This is a genomic window from Paraburkholderia sp. (genome assembly GCF_050742655.1).
GTDB lineage: Bacteria > Pseudomonadota > Gammaproteobacteria > Burkholderiales > Burkholderiaceae > Paraburkholderia.
On the sequence record NZ_JBOIGG010000025.1, the window covers coordinates 1 to 14,772 of the forward strand.

Below are 14,772 nucleotides of genomic sequence, written 5' to 3' on the forward strand. Positions count from 1 at the left end.
CCGTGAAACGACTCCACGCCGATGATAGTGCGGATTGCCCGTGTGAAAGTAGGTAATCGTCAGGCTCCCCAGCAGCAACACCCGCCCCCGCCCGCCCTCAGGCTCGCGGGGGCGTCGTGCTTTATGCGCGCCGAGATTTAACAGAGGGCGATTCAAATAGTCGCTCGCCCCCATTCCATCATTGCCGCGACAGAAACCGCTGCGCCAGCCGAACCCAGTATGTCGAGCCAATCGGCAGCAGTTCGTCGTTGAAGTCGTAGCTGGCGTTGTGCAGCATGCAGGGACCAGCCCCATGACCAGCATCGCGGTGGCCGCCTTCTCCATTGCCCAAAAACGCGTAACATCCGGGCTTGGCCAGAAGCATGAATGAGAAATCCTCGGCGCCCATCGTCGGTTCGACTGAATCGTCGACATTTTCTGCGCCCACAATCTCTTTCATCACCGTCGCGGCAAAGCGCGTTTCCTCACTGCTATTTACTGTCGGCGGATAGTTTCGGTGGAAGCGGATCTTCACCGAGCAATCGTAGGCTTCCGCGGTCGATTCCGCGATCTTGCGCATCCGGCTTTCGATCAGATCGAGCGTCGCCGTAGTAAAAGTGCGGACCGTTCCCGCAATCCATGCCTCGTCCGGCACGACATTCACCGCATCGCCCGCATGGATCTGTGTGATCGATAGAACCGCCGTATCGAGCGGTTTCTTGTTGCGCGTGATAATGCCTTGCAGCCCATTCGCAATCTGCACAGCGGTGAATACCGGATCGCGCCCACTATGCGGCAGCGCCGCGTGGGATCCAATGCCGACGATGTCGATCCGGAATTCATTGCTCGAGGCCATGATCGGCCCCTCTGTCACACCGAACTTTCCGGTGGGCATGCCGGGCCAGTTATGAATGCCGAACACCGCGTCGACAGGAAACTGTTTGAAGAGGCCATCGTCGATCATTGCTTGAGCGCCGGCGCCCCCTTCTTCTGCGGGCTGAAAAATGAAGACGATGGTTCCATCGAAATCGCCATGCTTCACGAGATGCTGGGCTGCGCCGAGGAGCATCGCCGTATGGCCGTCGTGCCCGCAGGCGTGCATCTTTCCGTCGTTGCGCGAATGATGCTCGAAAGTGTTCAGTTCCTGTATCGGAAGTGCGTCCATGTCAGCTCGTAATCCGATCGACCGTGGGCTGCTGCCGCGTTTCAGGACACCTACTACACCGGTTTTTCCCATCCCGCGATGGACTTCTATCCCCCAGTCGGCCAGGGTCTTCGCAACCAGATCGGCCGTCTGGGTTTCTTCATAACGCAATTCGGGGTGAGCGTGGATCGTTCGTCGAAGAGTCTGGATTTCGCCGCAGGCGGCCTGAATTTCCGGGATCAGTTTCATGATGTGATCTAGCTTCGTGGTGCGTGATGTTGCCCGAAGCCACCTGCGCGACTCGGGCACGGAGGCGATCCATTCTACGCCCAACGAAATTTTTGACGCCACCGTGCGGGTCTCCCGACTACGGACGTAATAAAATCGCTCATCGTCCCGTTTGCCGACCTTATCGCGCCATGAACGCCCCTGTCGATTTCGCCCGTGCCGTCTGTCCTCACGATTGCCCGGACACCTGCGCGATGCGCGTCACGGTCGAAGGCGGGCGAGCGATCAAAGTCACCGGCGATCCAGATCATCCGCCTACGCAAGGTGTGCTTTGCACAAAGGTGAGCCGTTACGCCGAGCGCGTGCATCATCCGAATCGTCTTACGACGCCGATGAAGCGGGTCGGCAGGAAGGGAGAGGGACGGTTCGAACCGATCGGCTGGAACGAAGCCCTGAAACTCGCGGCCAACCGTCTTTCCGATATCGCGGCGCGTGCGCCCGAAGCGATCCTGCCGTACAGCTATGCCGGGACGATGGGTCTCGTGCAGGGCGAAAGCATCGCGCAACGTTTCTTCCATTCGCTCGGCGCGTCGAGACTGGACCGAACGATCTGTAGTGCTGCGGGCGCGGCCGGGCTTAAGTACACGTATGGTGCAAGTCTCGGCATGCTGACCGAGTTCTACGAAGAGAGCGAGGTCATCCTGATCTGGGGTGCCAATCCAATCGCGTCGAGCCTGCATTTCTGGACCCGCGCTCAGGAAGCCAAGCGGCGCGGCGCGCGCTTGATCGCGATCGACCCGTATCGCTCGCTCACCGCGGAAAAATGCCACCAGCACATTGCGCTGAAACCTGGCACCGACGGCGCGCTCGCGCTCGGCATGATGAACGTGCTGATCGCCGAAGATCGACTCGATCCGGCTTACATCGCCGATCACACGCTCGGCTTCGATGCGTTGAAGGCCCGTGCGCTGACTTATACACCTGCGCGTGTCGCGCAAATCTGCGGGATCGATGCACAGATCGTCGTCGATCTTGCGCGCCTGTATGGCAGCACGAAGAAAGCCGCGATCCGGTTGAACTACGGCATGCAACGAGTGCGGGGCGGCGGCAACGCGGTGCGGGCGATCGCGTGTCTGCCGTCGCTGACCGGTGCGTGGCGCGAGCGGGCGGGCGGCTTGCTGCTGGCGTCGTCGGGATGGGCGCCGGTCGATTCCCACGCGCTCCAACGTCCCGATCTGATGCCGGGCTGGCCGACGAAGCAGCCGCGCGCGATCAACATGAACGCAATCGGCGATGCGCTGTTGCATCACGGCGATCCGACCTTCGGCCCGAAGATCGAAGCGATCGTGGTCTACAACTCGAATCCCGTCGCGGTGGCACCGGACTCTGAGCGCGTGGCTGCCGGCTTTGCACGCGAAGACCTGTTTACGATCGTGCTCGAGCATTTCCGTACCGATACCGCCGATTTCGCTGACCTGCTGTTGCCGGCGACGACGCAGCTCGAACACCTCGACGTCCATAAGTCCTACGGCCATACGTACGTGATGGCGAACCTCCCCGCGATCGCACCCGTCGGCGATGCGCGGGCGAACACCGAGATTTTTCGCGGCATCGCCCGTGCGATGGGGCTGCAGGAGCCGGCGCTGTACGAGAGCGATGACGCAATCGCAGCGAGTGCTTTTCGCTGGAGCGATCCCGCGCTGGCAGGGACCGACTGGCAGACGTTAAAGCAAACAGGTTGGGTTCGCCTTCAACTGCCGGATGCGCCGCTGGCGAACGGCGGTTTTCGGACCCCGTCGGGCAAGTGCGAGTTTTTCAGCGAACGCCTCGCGCAGCAGGGGCTGGACCCGTTGCCGGACTATTTGCCTCCCTATGAATCCGCCGACGGTTCGCCCGAACTTGCCGCGCGTTATCCGCTCGCGATGATCTCGCCGCCGGCGCGCAATTTTCTCAACAGTACGTTCGTCAATGTCGAAAGCCTTCGGTCGACCGAAGGCCATCCGCATCTCGACATTCATCCCGCCGACGCGCAGCCGCGCGGTATCGCCGACGGCGACGAAGTGCGTATCTTCAACGACCGCGGTTCGATGCGGGCTCGCGCGCGCGTTACCGATAAGGCGAGGGAAGGGCTCGTCGTTGGCCTGTCGATCTGGTGGAAAAAACTGTCCCCGGACGGCCGCAATGCGAACCAGGTCACCAGTCAGCGGCTGACCGATCTCGGTGGCTCTGCGACTTTTTACGACTGCCTCGTCGAGGTGGAGCGCGCGTGAGTTCGGTGCGAAAGCCACGGGATGCCGCAGTCAAAACGGGCGGCCGCCGGAACCCGGCCAACGGTTCGAGGGCCCCGTCTAACCCAGGGGCCCTTCGCGTTGCTCTGCGCCAGCCGCATGCTACGATGCGCCTTTTAGCACGACCATTCGAAAATATACAGGGAGACGTCGCGTGGAAAAAATCTGGCTGAAGTCCTATCCGCCCGGCGTCCCGGCGGAGGTCGATCCCGGACAGTACGAGTCGATCGCGGACCTGCTCGAAGACAGCTTCCGGAAACATCGCGCGAAGCCGGCATTCACCTGCATGGGCAAGCAGATCACCTATGGAGAACTCGACGCGTACTCGGTGAAGCTTGGGGGATGGCTGCAGTCGAAGGGCCTCGCGCGTGGCGCACGCGTCGCGATCATGATGCCGAACGTGCTGCAGTATCCGGTAGCACTCGCGGCGATCCTTCGCGCAGGGTACGTGGTCGTGAACGTCAACCCGCTCTATACGCCCCGCGAACTCGAACATCAATTGAAGGACAGCGGCGCCGAGGCGATCATCCTGCTCGAGAACTTCGCCGCGACGCTACAAGCTGTTGTTGGCAACACGCAGATCAAGCACGTGGTCGTCGCATCGATCGGCGATATGCTCGGCGCGAAAGGGTTGATCGTCAATTTCGTCGTGCGGCGGGTGAAGAAGATGGTTCCCACATGGAGCCTGCCGGGTCACGTCAAATTCAACCAGGCGCTCGCCGAAGGCGCGCGCCACACGTTCCAGAGAGCGAAGCAGGGTCCGCAGGACGTCGCATTTCTGCAGTACACCGGTGGCACGACGGGGGTGTCGAAAGGCGCGACGCTACTGCATCGCAATCTGATCGCCAACGTGTTGCAGTCGGAAGCGTGGCTGGACGCGGCGCGCTCGAAGCGACCCGATATCCAGCAGTTCATCACGGTCGTGGCGCTGCCGCTCTATCACGTGTTCGCGTTGACGGTCTGCGGTTTGCTGACCATCCGCACGGGTGGTCTTGGGGTGCTGATTCCGAATCCTCGCGATATCGCGGGCATGATCAAGGCATTGCAGGGCTACGCGATCACGACGATACCGGCGGTCAACACGCTCTATAACGCGATGCTCAATCACCCTGATTTCGACAAGCTCGATTTCTCGAATCTGCTGGTGGCGAACGGCGGCGGCATGGCGGTGCAGGAAGCCGTCGCGAAACGCTGGTACGAGCGGACGCACGCGCCGATCGTCGAGGGCTACGGTCTGTCGGAAACGTCGCCGTCGGTCACGTGCAATCCATCGACAGCCACCGAATACAACGGCACGATCGGTTTGCCGTTGCCGTCGACCGAAGTATCGATCCGCGACGACGAAGGCAACGAAGTGCCGCTAGGTCAGCCGGGCGAGATCTGCATCCGCGGGCCGCAGGTGATGGCCGGCTACTGGAATCGCCCGGATGAGACGGCCAAGGTCATGACCGACGACGGTTTCTTCAAATCAGGCGATATCGGTTTCATGGACGAACGCGGCTACGTGAAGATCGTCGACCGGAAGAAGGACATGATCCTCGTGTCGGGCTTCAACGTGTATCCGAACGAGATCGAGGATGTCGTCGCGCGGCATCCGGGCGTGTTCGAAGTAGCGGCGGTCGGGGTGCCCGACGAGCGCTCGGGCGAGGCGGTGAAGCTGTTTGTCGTGAAGAAAGACCCGACGCTCACCGATGCAGCGCTCTTCGCGTACTGCAAGGAGCAGCTCACCGGCTACAAGCGGCCGAGGCATATCGAATTTCGCACCGAACTGCCGAAGAGCAACGTAGGCAAGATTCTCCGGCGCGAGTTGCGCGACGGGCGCGCATGAGCTGCGCGCGATAATCGGGTTGATCCGCAAGTCACGTCGATCGTCACGTCGATTTCGACGACGCCAATAAAACGGCCCGACAGGAAAACCTGTCGGGCCGTTTTATTGCGTATCGCCGTTGCTCAGCTGCCCCCACCTTGCAGCGCAAGCCAAGAAAAAAGGCGCCCGAAGGCGCCTTTGAGGTGAACTACTTTTTTTACGACTTATTAGAACTTGTGGCGGATACCGACACGAGCTGCCAGCTGGTTCTTGTTCGACGAAGCGGTCAAACCGTTGATCGCGGCGTCGGCCTGGATGACCTGGCCGCTCGAGGTGAGCGTGTCACCCGAAGCGTGTTGAAAGACACCGATCACGTAGACGTCCGTGCGCTTCGACAGGAAGTAGTCGGCGCCCAGCGAACCCTGGTGATACTTCGCAGCAGAGCCGCCGGAGATCGAGCTGCCCTTCGTGTAGTCGTAGGCAGCGCCGAGCACCAGTGCCGGGGTCAGCTGATACTTGAAGTTCAGTTCACCGTTGTTGAACGTGGCGGTCTGGTTCGCGAACGCGCCGCTCGTGAAGTTCATGAACTTGATGTTCGAGTACGTCGCACCGATCGTCGCTGCACCGAACGTGTATGCGCCGCCCGCACCGATGACCTGGTACGTGTGCGCCGAAGCGTAGCCTGCGTAGACCGGCGACGTAACGGCCGCCGGCGTGGTCGACGTCGTGTTGTTGCCGAACAGACCACTTGCCGACGACGGGGTGCGTGCGTTCAGGTAGCCAACACCCAGCACCAGCGGACCGTTGCTGTAGCCTGCGCCGACCGAGAACGTCTGGTTGCGGCTGAAGTCGCCAGCGGTGCCGCCGAAGCTGTACAGACCGCCGAACGTCAGGCCGCCGTAGTTCGCGCTCGTGAACTTGACTGCGTTGTTCACGCGGTACGCGTTGTTGAAGTTATCGAGATCGCCCGGGTGAGCGGCGATGTAGCCGCCCCATTGATCGCCGACTTCGAGCGGACCGACGTAGTCGACCACGGAGTCATACTGACGACCCGCGGTGACCGTGCCGAACGGGCTCGACAGACCGACATAAGCTTGACGACCGAACATCAGGCCGCCTTGACCGAGCTTGCCGGTGTTCACGTCAAAACCGTTCTCGAGCACGAAGATTGCCTTCAGGCCGCCGCCCAGATCTTCGGTGCCGCGCAGACCCCAGCGGCTACCTTGAAGCACGCCGCTCGACAGGTTGTACAGGTGCTTGCCACCTGCGTTCGTGTTGATGTTGAAACCTTCATCAATAATGCCGTACAGGGTGACGCTGCTTTGTGCGTGAGCGACGCCAGCAAACGCGCCCAGCGCTGTTAGCGCGAGAAGCGACTTTTTCATCGAATGATCTCCAAGGATTGCTACGAAATTCTTGTTACAAGGCGATTAGTTGTGTGTTGCGGCCTTGCCTTCAACTTCGCGAGAAGTTGCCACGTAATGTAACAAAAGGGTCTACCTGCACAAAGAAAAAGCAGACCGCCCGGTCGGTCCCTGTTTCGTTTACGCAACATGGTCTAAAATCAAAAACTGACCGTTTAAATCGCTGAAAATCGCTGTCGAAAAGCGCCTGAATTTTTGCCGCAAACCCTTGCTGCACAGGCCCTCTCAGCGATCGTCGGCGGATTCGAGAAGCAGGAGAGGCCGATGTTGCTGGACGAATGGATTAGCGAGTTGGATCGGGGTTTACGCTCAATCACTGGGGTGTCCCGAATGACCCGTCCGATGCCGGTTGCGCCGGAATCGTCCGAGCCCGTGGTGGAACTGTCGCCCGAGGAGCGCGCGCATGCTGCTGCGCTGATGCGTGTCAATCACGTCGGCGAGGTGTGCGCGCAGGCGCTGTATCAGGCGCAGAAACTGGCCACGCGTTCGCCGACGTTGAAGGACGCATTCGATCACGCCGCGCGCGAAGAAGAAGATCATCTCGCGTGGACCTCACGACGACTCGAGGCGCTCGATTCGCGTCCGAGTCTGCTGAATCCGCTGTGGTACGCGGGCGCCTTGACGATCGGTCTGGTCGCCGGCCGCTTCGGAGATCGAGTGAGTCTTGGCTTCATGGCGGAAACCGAACGTCAGGTCGAGCAGCATCTGAACAGCCATCTGGATGCGCTGCCCGAAGCCGATCGCGATTCGCGTGCGGTCGTCGAGCAGATGCGCGCGGACGAAGCAGCGCACGGCAAGGCGGCGCTCGATGCAGGCGGCGTCGAGTTGCCGTTTCCTGCTCGTGCGCTGATGCGCGCGGCGTCGAAGGTCATGACTCGCACTGCGTACTACGTGTGATCGATCAAGCTGGTTGAAGTGGGACAGCGCGGATTTGCACGACCTCTGCGCTGTCTCGAAAATATCTGTCGATTGGCTGTGCCCGCGTCGTCTATCTGCTTCCCGCCTGCCTGATTTCCCTCCGCAGAACCTCCTTCCTGTCCGCCGCTTCCCTCCTTCTTTTCACGTATCACCTTCACAAGCTGCACTAGTTCGTTCATTTATAACGATTTTCCATTTTTAGCGACGACATGAGGGAGCGGTGCTAAGTCCTTGTTCTAACAAACAAATTTCGTCAAAAAAGCGCGCTTCTCCCTTGACCCCTGTTTAGCGTTCCTCTAAAGTGGGAGACAGTGTGAGAAAGTGCATTTTTGTGTGAATTTACCGGGCTTTTCCAGGTAGATTTTTGAGATCAGGCAGACGGCGGCGATCGCCGGGCGAGGGGAGAACGAAGTGTTCCAAGGGGCGTCGGCGCTGACGCTCGATGCGAAAGGGCGGTTGTCGGTTCCCTCTCGTTATCGGGATGCGCTGCAAGGACAGGCAGAAGGACGGGTGACGATTACCAAGCACCCGGACGGCTGCCTGTTGCTGTTTCCGCGCCCCGAATGGGAAGTCTTCCGTACCAAGATCGCCGCGTTGCCGATGGACGCCCACTGGTGGCGCCGGATTTTTCTCGGCAATGCATCCGATGTCGATCTCGACGGCGCAGGCCGTGTACTCGTGTCGCCGGAACTGCGGCTGGCCGCTGCGCTGGAAAAGGAAGTGATGCTGCTCGGTATGGGCAGTCACTTCGAGCTGTGGGATGCGCAGACCTACGCCGCCAAGGAGCAGGCGGCAATGGCGCAGGGCATGCCCGATGCGCTGAAGAATTTCACGTTCTGATCGCGGCTGACTGACATGGCGCCTGCGATGGGAAACGAATTGCAGCATCGCACGGTGCTGCTGGACGAAGCGGTCGATGCGCTGCTGACGCGCGCGGACGGCGTCTACGTGGACGGTACGTTCGGCCGCGGCGGCCATAGCCGCGCGGTACTGGCAAAGCTGGCGGAAGGTGGGCGGCTGATCGCCTTCGACAAGGATCCGCTCGCCATTGCCACCGCGCAGCAGATCGCCGATCCGCGTTTCGAGATCGTGCACGAGAGTTTTGCATCACTGCGCGACGCAGTCGGGTCGCGCGGCGTAGGGCGTGTGTCGGGAGTGTTGCTGGATCTGGGCGTGTCGTCGCCGCAAATCGACGACCCGGAGCGGGGTTTCAGTTTCCGCGCGGACGGCCCGCTCGACATGCGAATGGACCCGACGCGCGGCGAGTCTGCAGCCGACTGGCTCGCGCGGGCCACAGTGCAGGAACTGACGGAGGTAATACGAGATTATGGGGAAGAACGGTTTGCTTTTCAGATTGCAAAGGCGCTTGTTGCTCGCCGGGCAGAGTCCGACCGTCTTGGGCCTCTCGTCAGCACGGGCGAGCTTGCCGAAATCGTGGCTAACGTCGTCAAGACCCGTGAGAAGGGCAAGGACCCGGCAACCCGCACCTTTCAGGCTATACGGATTCACGTCAATCAAGAGCTTGCGGAGCTGCAAGTCGTTCTAGAAGCTGCATTGTCGTTGCTGGAGCAAGGGGGGCGGCTGGTGGTGATCAGCTTTCATTCGCTCGAAGACCGGATCGTCAAACGATTCATGCAGGCGCACGCGAGTGCGCCTGCGCTCGACCGCCGCCTGCCGATCCGTGCCGCCGATCTGCCCAGTCCGCCGCTGAAGCTGCGCGGCCGCGTGTTCGCGAGCGACGCCGAAGTCGCCGCCAACCCGCGCGCCCGTTCCGCCGTGATGCGTGTCGCGGAGCGGATCGCGCCATGAACCGTCTCAACATCTTCCTGCTGATCGTCGTGATGGGGTGTGCGCTTTCGGTCGTCAACGCCACCAACCAGCAGCGGCAGATCTTCATTCAGCTGCAGCGCGCGCAGTCACAGGAGCGCCAGTTGCAGCAGGACTACTCGCAGCTTCAATATCAGCAGAGCGCGCTATCCAAGACGTCGCGCATCGAACAGCTCGCCACGACTTCTCTGAAGATGCAGTCTGTCACGACCGGTCGCACGCAATACCTGACGCTCGACCCCGGCGCCGTGAAGGCCGAGGACGCGCCGCTTCCGACTTCGGCGCCGGCCGCCGCGCCCGCCACGACCCGTCGCGGAGGCGCTCGATGAAGCCGTCGAAGCAGTCGTCGAGCCGCAAGAGCGTCGCGTTTTCGGCCAACCCGATTCTGTCGGTGCGTCTGCCGATGTGGCGTTCGAAGCTTGTCGTGTTCATGCTGTTCATGGCGTTCGTCGCGCTGACCGCGCGCGCGTTCTGGATTCAGGGGCCGGGCAACGCGTTCTATCAGAAGCAGGGCGAGAGCCGCTATCAGCGCACGCTCGAACTGCCGGCCACGCGCGGCAAGATTCTCGACCGTAACGGCCTCGTGCTCGCCACCAGCCTGCCGGTCCGCGCGATCTGGGCAATTCCTGAAGCCGTGCCAGACGATCTCGGCGCCGACAAGCTCACCGCGCTCGGCAAGCTGCTCGGCATGACGCAGAAGGAACTGCGCGTGAAGCTGTCGGAAGACAAGACGTTCGTCTACGTGAAGCGTCAGGTGCCGGTCGACGTCGCGCAGCAGGTCGCCGATCTCGACATCCCCGGTATCTACCAGCGCAACGAATACAAGCGCTTCTATCCCGAAGGCGAGATTACCGCTCACCTGATCGGTTTCACGAACGTCGAGGACGAAGGCCAGGAAGGCGTCGAACTCAGCGACCAGAAGCTGCTCGCCGGCATGCCGGGTATCCGTCACGTGATCAAGGACCGGATGGGACACATCGTCGAGGACGTCGACGAGCAGGTGATTCCGCACAACGGTCAGGACGTGGACCTGTCGATCGACAGCAAGATCCAGTACATCGCGTACACGAACCTGAAAGCCGCGGTGCAGAAGTTCAAGGCGAAGGCCGGCGCGGCGATGGTGATCGACGTGCGGACGGGCGAGGTGCTCGCGCTCGTCAATTACCCGACCTACAACCCGAACGACCGCTCACATCTGACCGGCGACCAGCTGCGCAACCGCATCCTCACCGACGTCTTCGAGCCCGGCTCGATCATGAAGCCGTTCACGATCTCGCTCGCGCTCGATCTACACCGTGTTTCGCCGACTACACTGGTGGATACGGGACCCGGCCGCTTCATGCTCGACGGTGCGCAGATCACCGACGACAGCGCGTTCGGCGTGCTCACCGTGGGCGGCGTGATCCAGAAGTCGAGCAACATCGGTGCGACGAAGATCGCGATGCAGCTCAAGCCTGAAGAGATGTGGAATATGTATACCAGCATCGGTCTCGGCCAGGCGCCGAAGGTCGGCTTCCCGGGTGCAGCCGCTGGCCGGCTGCGTCCGTGGAAGAGCTGGCGCCGGATCGAACAGGCGACGATGTCGTACGGCTATGGTCTGTCGGCCTCGCTGTTCCAGCTGGCGCGTGCGTACACCGCAATCGCGCATGACGGTCAGGTGCTGCCAGTGTCGATCTTCCGCACGCCGGGCGATGCGCCGGTGACCGGCCCGCAGGTCTTTTCGCCGACCACCGCGCGCGAAGTCCGCACGATGCTCGAAGCCGTGACGGCGCCGGGCGGCACGTCGCCGGATGCGGCCGTGCCCGGTTATCGCGTCGGCGGCAAGAGCGGCACCGCGTACAAGCACTTCGGCCGCGGCTACGATAAATCGAAGTACCGCGCGTCGTTCGTCGGCATGGCGCCGATGCCGAACCCGCGCATCGTCGTAGCCGTATCGGTCGACGAACCGACTGCCGGCAGCCACTTCGGCGGCCAGGTGTCGGGGCCGGTGTTCTCGTCGATCGTCGGCGACACGCTGCGTTCGCTGAACGTGCCGCCCGACATGCCGGTGAAGCAACTGGTCGTGTCTGACGATACGGCCGCGCCGACCGGGACCGCGACACCTGCGGCCCCCGCTGCCGGAGCGAAGAAGCTCGCGACCGGCACGACGGCGAAACACATGACGATTGCGGATAACGCGAAAAACCGGCCCGGAGTCGTGCGATGAGCGCGCTGCGGTCGTCGCATCCGGCTCATGGGCAGATCGCCGATGCGCTCGCCTGGCTGCATGCGCATGCGCAGCCGGCCGCGCATCTGCACGCCGACACCCGCGCGCTCGCCGCGGGCGACGTGTTCTGCGCGTACGCCGTGGACGGCGCGGACAACCGGCCGTTCATCGACAACGCGCTCGAACGCGGTGCGGCCGCCGTGCTGTATCAGCCGGAAAATTTCGCGGGCCAGCCCGATCCGGCGATTGCCCACGCGGTACCGGCGCTGAACGAACTGGCCGGCCCGATCGCGAGCGGCTGGTACGGGGATCCGAGCGACGCGATGCTCGTCGTCGGTGTGACCGGCACGAACGGCAAGACGTCGTGCAGCCAGTGGATTTCCACGGCGCTGACCGCGCTCGGCACGCGCTGCGCGATCATCGGCACGCTCGGCAGCGGGCTGCCGGGTCAACTGGTGTACACCGGTTTCACGACGCCCGACGCGCCGCAGCTGCAGCGCAGTCTCGCGCAGCTGCTCGCCGCCGGCGCGCAGGCGGTCGCGATGGAAGTGTCGTCGCATGCGCTGCATCAGGGTCGCGTGAACGGCACGTCGTTCGACATCGCGGTGTTCACGAATCTCACGCAGGACCATCTCGACTATCACCACACGTTCGAAGCGTATGAAGCCGCGAAGGCGCATCTGTTCGCGTGGCCGGGACTGCGTTGCGCGGTGCTCAACCGCGACGATGAAGCCGGCCGCCGTCTGATCGCCGCCGTACATGGCCACGCGCGGGTCATAGCCTACGGGCTCGACACGGCAGGTTCGCATACCGTAGATGCCGACGCCTCGCTGATCGCGTCGAACGTTCGCGCGACCGCGACCGGCACCGCATTCCATCTGTCGTCCGACTGGGGCGACGCGGACGTCGAAGTCGCGACGCTCGGCGCATTCAACGTGAGCAATCTGCTCGGCGTGCTGGGAGCGTTGCTCGCCGCCGACATGCCGTTCGACGCCGCGCTCGCCGAAGTCGCGAAGCTCGAACCGGTGAACGGCCGCATGCAGCGGCTTGGCGGCCGGTTGCAGAACGACGAACCGCTCGTCGTAATCGACTACGCACACACGCCCGACGCGCTTGAAAAAACGCTCGACGCGCTGCGCCCGATCGCGCAGGCGCGCGGCGGCGAACTCATCTGCATGTTCGGCTGCGGCGGCGACCGCGACGCGACCAAGCGTCCGCTGATGGGCGCGATCGCCGAACGGCTCGCCGACGGCGTCGTCGTGACCAGCGACAACCCGCGCAGCGAAGACCCTCAGGCGATCATCGACCAGATCGTCGCCGGGATGAGCGATCCGTCGAAAGTGCGCCGCATCGAGGACCGCGCGAGCGCGATCCTGCAGGCGATCCGCAGTGCCGCGCGGGAAGACGTGATCGTGCTGGCTGGCAAGGGTCACGAATCGACTCAGGAAATCATGGGCCGCAAACGCGCGTTCTCCGATCAGGACCATGCACGCCTCGCGCTGGCTGCGCGGGCGACTCAGGCGCGCGGAGGCGGCGAATGACGCTCTTCTCGCTACGCGAAGCCGCCGCGCTCGTTCCCGGCGCCACCGTGACCGGCGACGGCGACATCACGTTCGAACGTGTGTCGACGGATAGCCGCACCGCCGGCCCCGGCGACCTGTTCGTCGCGCTGAAGGGCGAGCGCTTCGACGCGCACGATTTCCTCGCTGACGTCGCTGCGAACAACGTCACGGCGGCGCTCGTCGCACGCAGCCCAGCCGACTGGCAGACGCCTGCGATCCGCGTCGCGGATACGCGCGTTGCGCTCGGCCAGCTTGCGCGCGGCTGGCGCCGTCGCTTCGCGATCCCGCTCGTCGCGGTCACGGGCAGCAACGGCAAGACGACGGTGAAGGAAATGATCGCGTCGATCTTCGCGGCCGCCGTCGGCGCGGATGAACGGCTCGCCACTGCCGGCAATTTCAACAACGACGTTGGCCTGCCGCTGACGCTGTTCCGTCTGACCGGCGCGCACAAGCTCGCGGTCATCGAAGTCGGCATGAACCATCCGGGCGAAACCGAGTTGCTCGCGAAGCTTGCCGAACCGACCGTCGCGGTCGTCAACAACGCGCAGCGCGAGCATCAGGAATTCATGGCGACAGTCGAAGCGGTCGCTCTTGAACACGCGAGCGTGATTCACGCGCTGTCGCCGGAGGGCACCGCCGTGTTTCCCGCCGACGACGCGTACGCGAGCATCTGGCGCGTCGCCGCGACCGGCAACCGCATCGTCGATTTCGCACTGAACGACGCGACCCGTACGACGCCGGCTGCGGTCATCGGTACGTTCGATGGCAGCCGTCTCGCGATCGATACGCCCGCGGGTCACGTCGACGTGACGCTGCAGGTGCTCGGCGACCACAACGCGCGCAACGCGCTCGCCGCAACCGCGGCAGCGCTCGCGGCAGGCGTCGAACTCGACGCGGTGCGTCGCGGGCTCGAAGCGTTCGGCGCGGTGAAAGGCCGTCTGCAGGTGAAGCGCGCGAGCGGCGGCGCGCTCGACGGCGCGATGGTGATCGACGACACGTACAACGCGAATCCGGATTCGATGCGCGCGGCAATCGACGTACTTGCCGCACGGCCGTGGCCGCGCGTGCTCGTGATGGGCGATATGGGCGAAGTCGGCGACAACGGTCCGGCGTTCCACCGCGAAATCGGCGCGTACGCGCGCGAACGCGGCATCGACGCATTGTTCGCGACCGGCGACGCGACGCGCGACGCCTGCACCGCGTACGGCACCGGCGCGCATCACGCCGTCGACGTCGCCGCGCTGCTCGTGCAATTGCAGCAAGCCGGCTTTGGCGCCGACGCGACGATTCTCGTAAAAGGCTCGCGCTTCATGAAGATGGAGCGCGTGGTGGACGCCGTAACGAGTCCACAACCCGACGCACCGGGCCACGCGCCCGGCGCGCACTGAT

General features: G+C 63.1%; 11 protein-coding genes. 9 read left to right on the top strand and 2 right to left on the bottom strand.

Features of this window, described 5'->3' with window-relative positions:
* Window positions 1-178: 178 nt before the first annotated feature.
* A complete protein-coding gene (locus tag ACREXZ_RS27115) occupies window positions 179-1,372 on the bottom strand; it encodes a M20 aminoacylase family protein (RefSeq protein ID WP_431767222.1) in 1,194 nt (397 codons plus the stop codon).
* A gap of 170 nt (window positions 1,373-1,542) precedes the next feature.
* Between ACREXZ_RS27115 and ACREXZ_RS27120 the strand changes: the two genes are divergently transcribed.
* Window positions 1,543-3,621 carry a molybdopterin-containing oxidoreductase family protein gene (locus ACREXZ_RS27120; protein WP_431767223.1) on the top strand — a complete coding sequence of 693 codons (2,079 nt, stop codon included), beginning with the start codon at window positions 1,543-1,545 and terminating at the stop codon, window positions 3,619-3,621.
* A 172-nt stretch (window positions 3,622-3,793) separates the two neighbouring features.
* Window positions 3,794-5,467 carry a long-chain fatty acid--CoA ligase gene (locus ACREXZ_RS27125; protein ID WP_431767224.1) on the top strand — a complete coding sequence of 558 codons (1,674 nt, stop codon included), beginning with the start codon at window positions 3,794-3,796 and terminating at the stop codon, window positions 5,465-5,467.
* A 206-nt stretch (window positions 5,468-5,673) separates the two neighbouring features.
* Here the strand turns inward: ACREXZ_RS27125 and ACREXZ_RS27130 are convergent, their stop codons facing one another.
* Complete coding sequence (locus ACREXZ_RS27130) at window positions 5,674-6,831, bottom strand: porin (protein WP_431767225.1); 1,158 nt, start codon at window positions 6,829-6,831, stop codon at window positions 5,674-5,676.
* A 303-nt stretch (window positions 6,832-7,134) separates the two neighbouring features.
* On the opposite strand from ACREXZ_RS27130, the gene coq7 reads away from it, so the two are divergent.
* From coq7 to ACREXZ_RS27165, 7 genes are all read left to right on the top strand, one after another.
* Window positions 7,135-7,767, top strand: a complete 633-nt coding sequence (coq7, locus tag ACREXZ_RS27135) for a 2-polyprenyl-3-methyl-6-methoxy-1,4-benzoquinone monooxygenase (RefSeq protein WP_431767226.1) — start codon at window positions 7,135-7,137, stop codon at window positions 7,765-7,767.
* A 432-nt stretch (window positions 7,768-8,199) separates the two neighbouring features.
* On the top strand, window positions 8,200-8,628 hold the full coding sequence (mraZ, locus tag ACREXZ_RS27140; RefSeq protein WP_431767227.1) for a division/cell wall cluster transcriptional repressor MraZ: 429 nt from the start codon (window positions 8,200-8,202) through the stop codon (window positions 8,626-8,628).
* Window positions 8,629-8,655: 27 nt separating this feature from the next.
* The gene (rsmH, locus tag ACREXZ_RS27145; RefSeq protein ID WP_431767289.1) at window positions 8,656-9,597 is read left to right on the top strand and encodes a 16S rRNA (cytosine(1402)-N(4))-methyltransferase RsmH; all 942 of its coding nucleotides are present in this window, start codon (window positions 8,656-8,658) and stop codon (window positions 9,595-9,597) included.
* Window positions 9,594-9,944, top strand: a complete 351-nt coding sequence (gene ftsL, locus ACREXZ_RS27150) for a cell division protein FtsL (RefSeq protein WP_431767228.1) — start codon at window positions 9,594-9,596, stop codon at window positions 9,942-9,944. The genes rsmH and ftsL overlap by 4 nt, the downstream gene beginning before the upstream one ends.
* On the top strand, window positions 9,941-11,821 hold the full coding sequence (locus tag ACREXZ_RS27155) for a peptidoglycan D,D-transpeptidase FtsI family protein (protein WP_431767229.1): 1,881 nt from the start codon (window positions 9,941-9,943) through the stop codon (window positions 11,819-11,821). The genes ftsL and ACREXZ_RS27155 overlap by 4 nt, the downstream gene beginning before the upstream one ends.
* Window positions 11,818-13,362: a UDP-N-acetylmuramoyl-L-alanyl-D-glutamate--2,6-diaminopimelate ligase gene (locus ACREXZ_RS27160; protein WP_431767230.1), complete on the top strand. Its 1,545-nt coding sequence runs from the start codon at window positions 11,818-11,820 to the stop codon at window positions 13,360-13,362. The genes ACREXZ_RS27155 and ACREXZ_RS27160 overlap by 4 nt, the downstream gene beginning before the upstream one ends.
* Entirely contained in the window at window positions 13,359-14,771 is a 1,413-nt protein-coding gene (locus tag ACREXZ_RS27165; RefSeq protein ID WP_431767231.1) for a UDP-N-acetylmuramoyl-tripeptide--D-alanyl-D-alanine ligase, read from the top strand. Before ACREXZ_RS27160 ends, ACREXZ_RS27165 begins: the two co-directional genes overlap by 4 nt.
* Window position 14,772 lies beyond the last annotated feature (1 nt).

Bases quoted from the DNA above. Each gene is read 5' to 3' on its own strand.
- ACREXZ_RS27115 (WP_431767222.1), bottom strand. From the start codon at position 1,372: ATGAAACTGATCCCGGAAATTCAGGCCGCCTGCGGCGAAATCCAGACT.
- ACREXZ_RS27120 (WP_431767223.1), top strand. From the start codon at position 1,543: ATGAACGCCCCTGTCGATTTCGCCCGTGCCGTCTGTCCTCACGATTGC.
- ACREXZ_RS27130 (WP_431767225.1), bottom strand. From the start codon at position 6,831: ATGAAAAAGTCGCTTCTCGCGCTAACAGCGCTGGGCGCGTTTGCTGGC.
- coq7 (WP_431767226.1), top strand. From the start codon at position 7,135: ATGTTGCTGGACGAATGGATTAGCGAGTTGGATCGGGGTTTACGCTCA.
- rsmH (WP_431767289.1), top strand. From the start codon at position 8,656: ATGGGAAACGAATTGCAGCATCGCACGGTGCTGCTGGACGAAGCGGTC.
- ftsL (WP_431767228.1), top strand. From the start codon at position 9,594: ATGAACCGTCTCAACATCTTCCTGCTGATCGTCGTGATGGGGTGTGCG.
- ACREXZ_RS27155 (WP_431767229.1), top strand. From the start codon at position 9,941: ATGAAGCCGTCGAAGCAGTCGTCGAGCCGCAAGAGCGTCGCGTTTTCG.
- ACREXZ_RS27160 (WP_431767230.1), top strand. From the start codon at position 11,818: ATGAGCGCGCTGCGGTCGTCGCATCCGGCTCATGGGCAGATCGCCGAT.
- ACREXZ_RS27165 (WP_431767231.1), top strand. From the start codon at position 13,359: ATGACGCTCTTCTCGCTACGCGAAGCCGCCGCGCTCGTTCCCGGCGCC.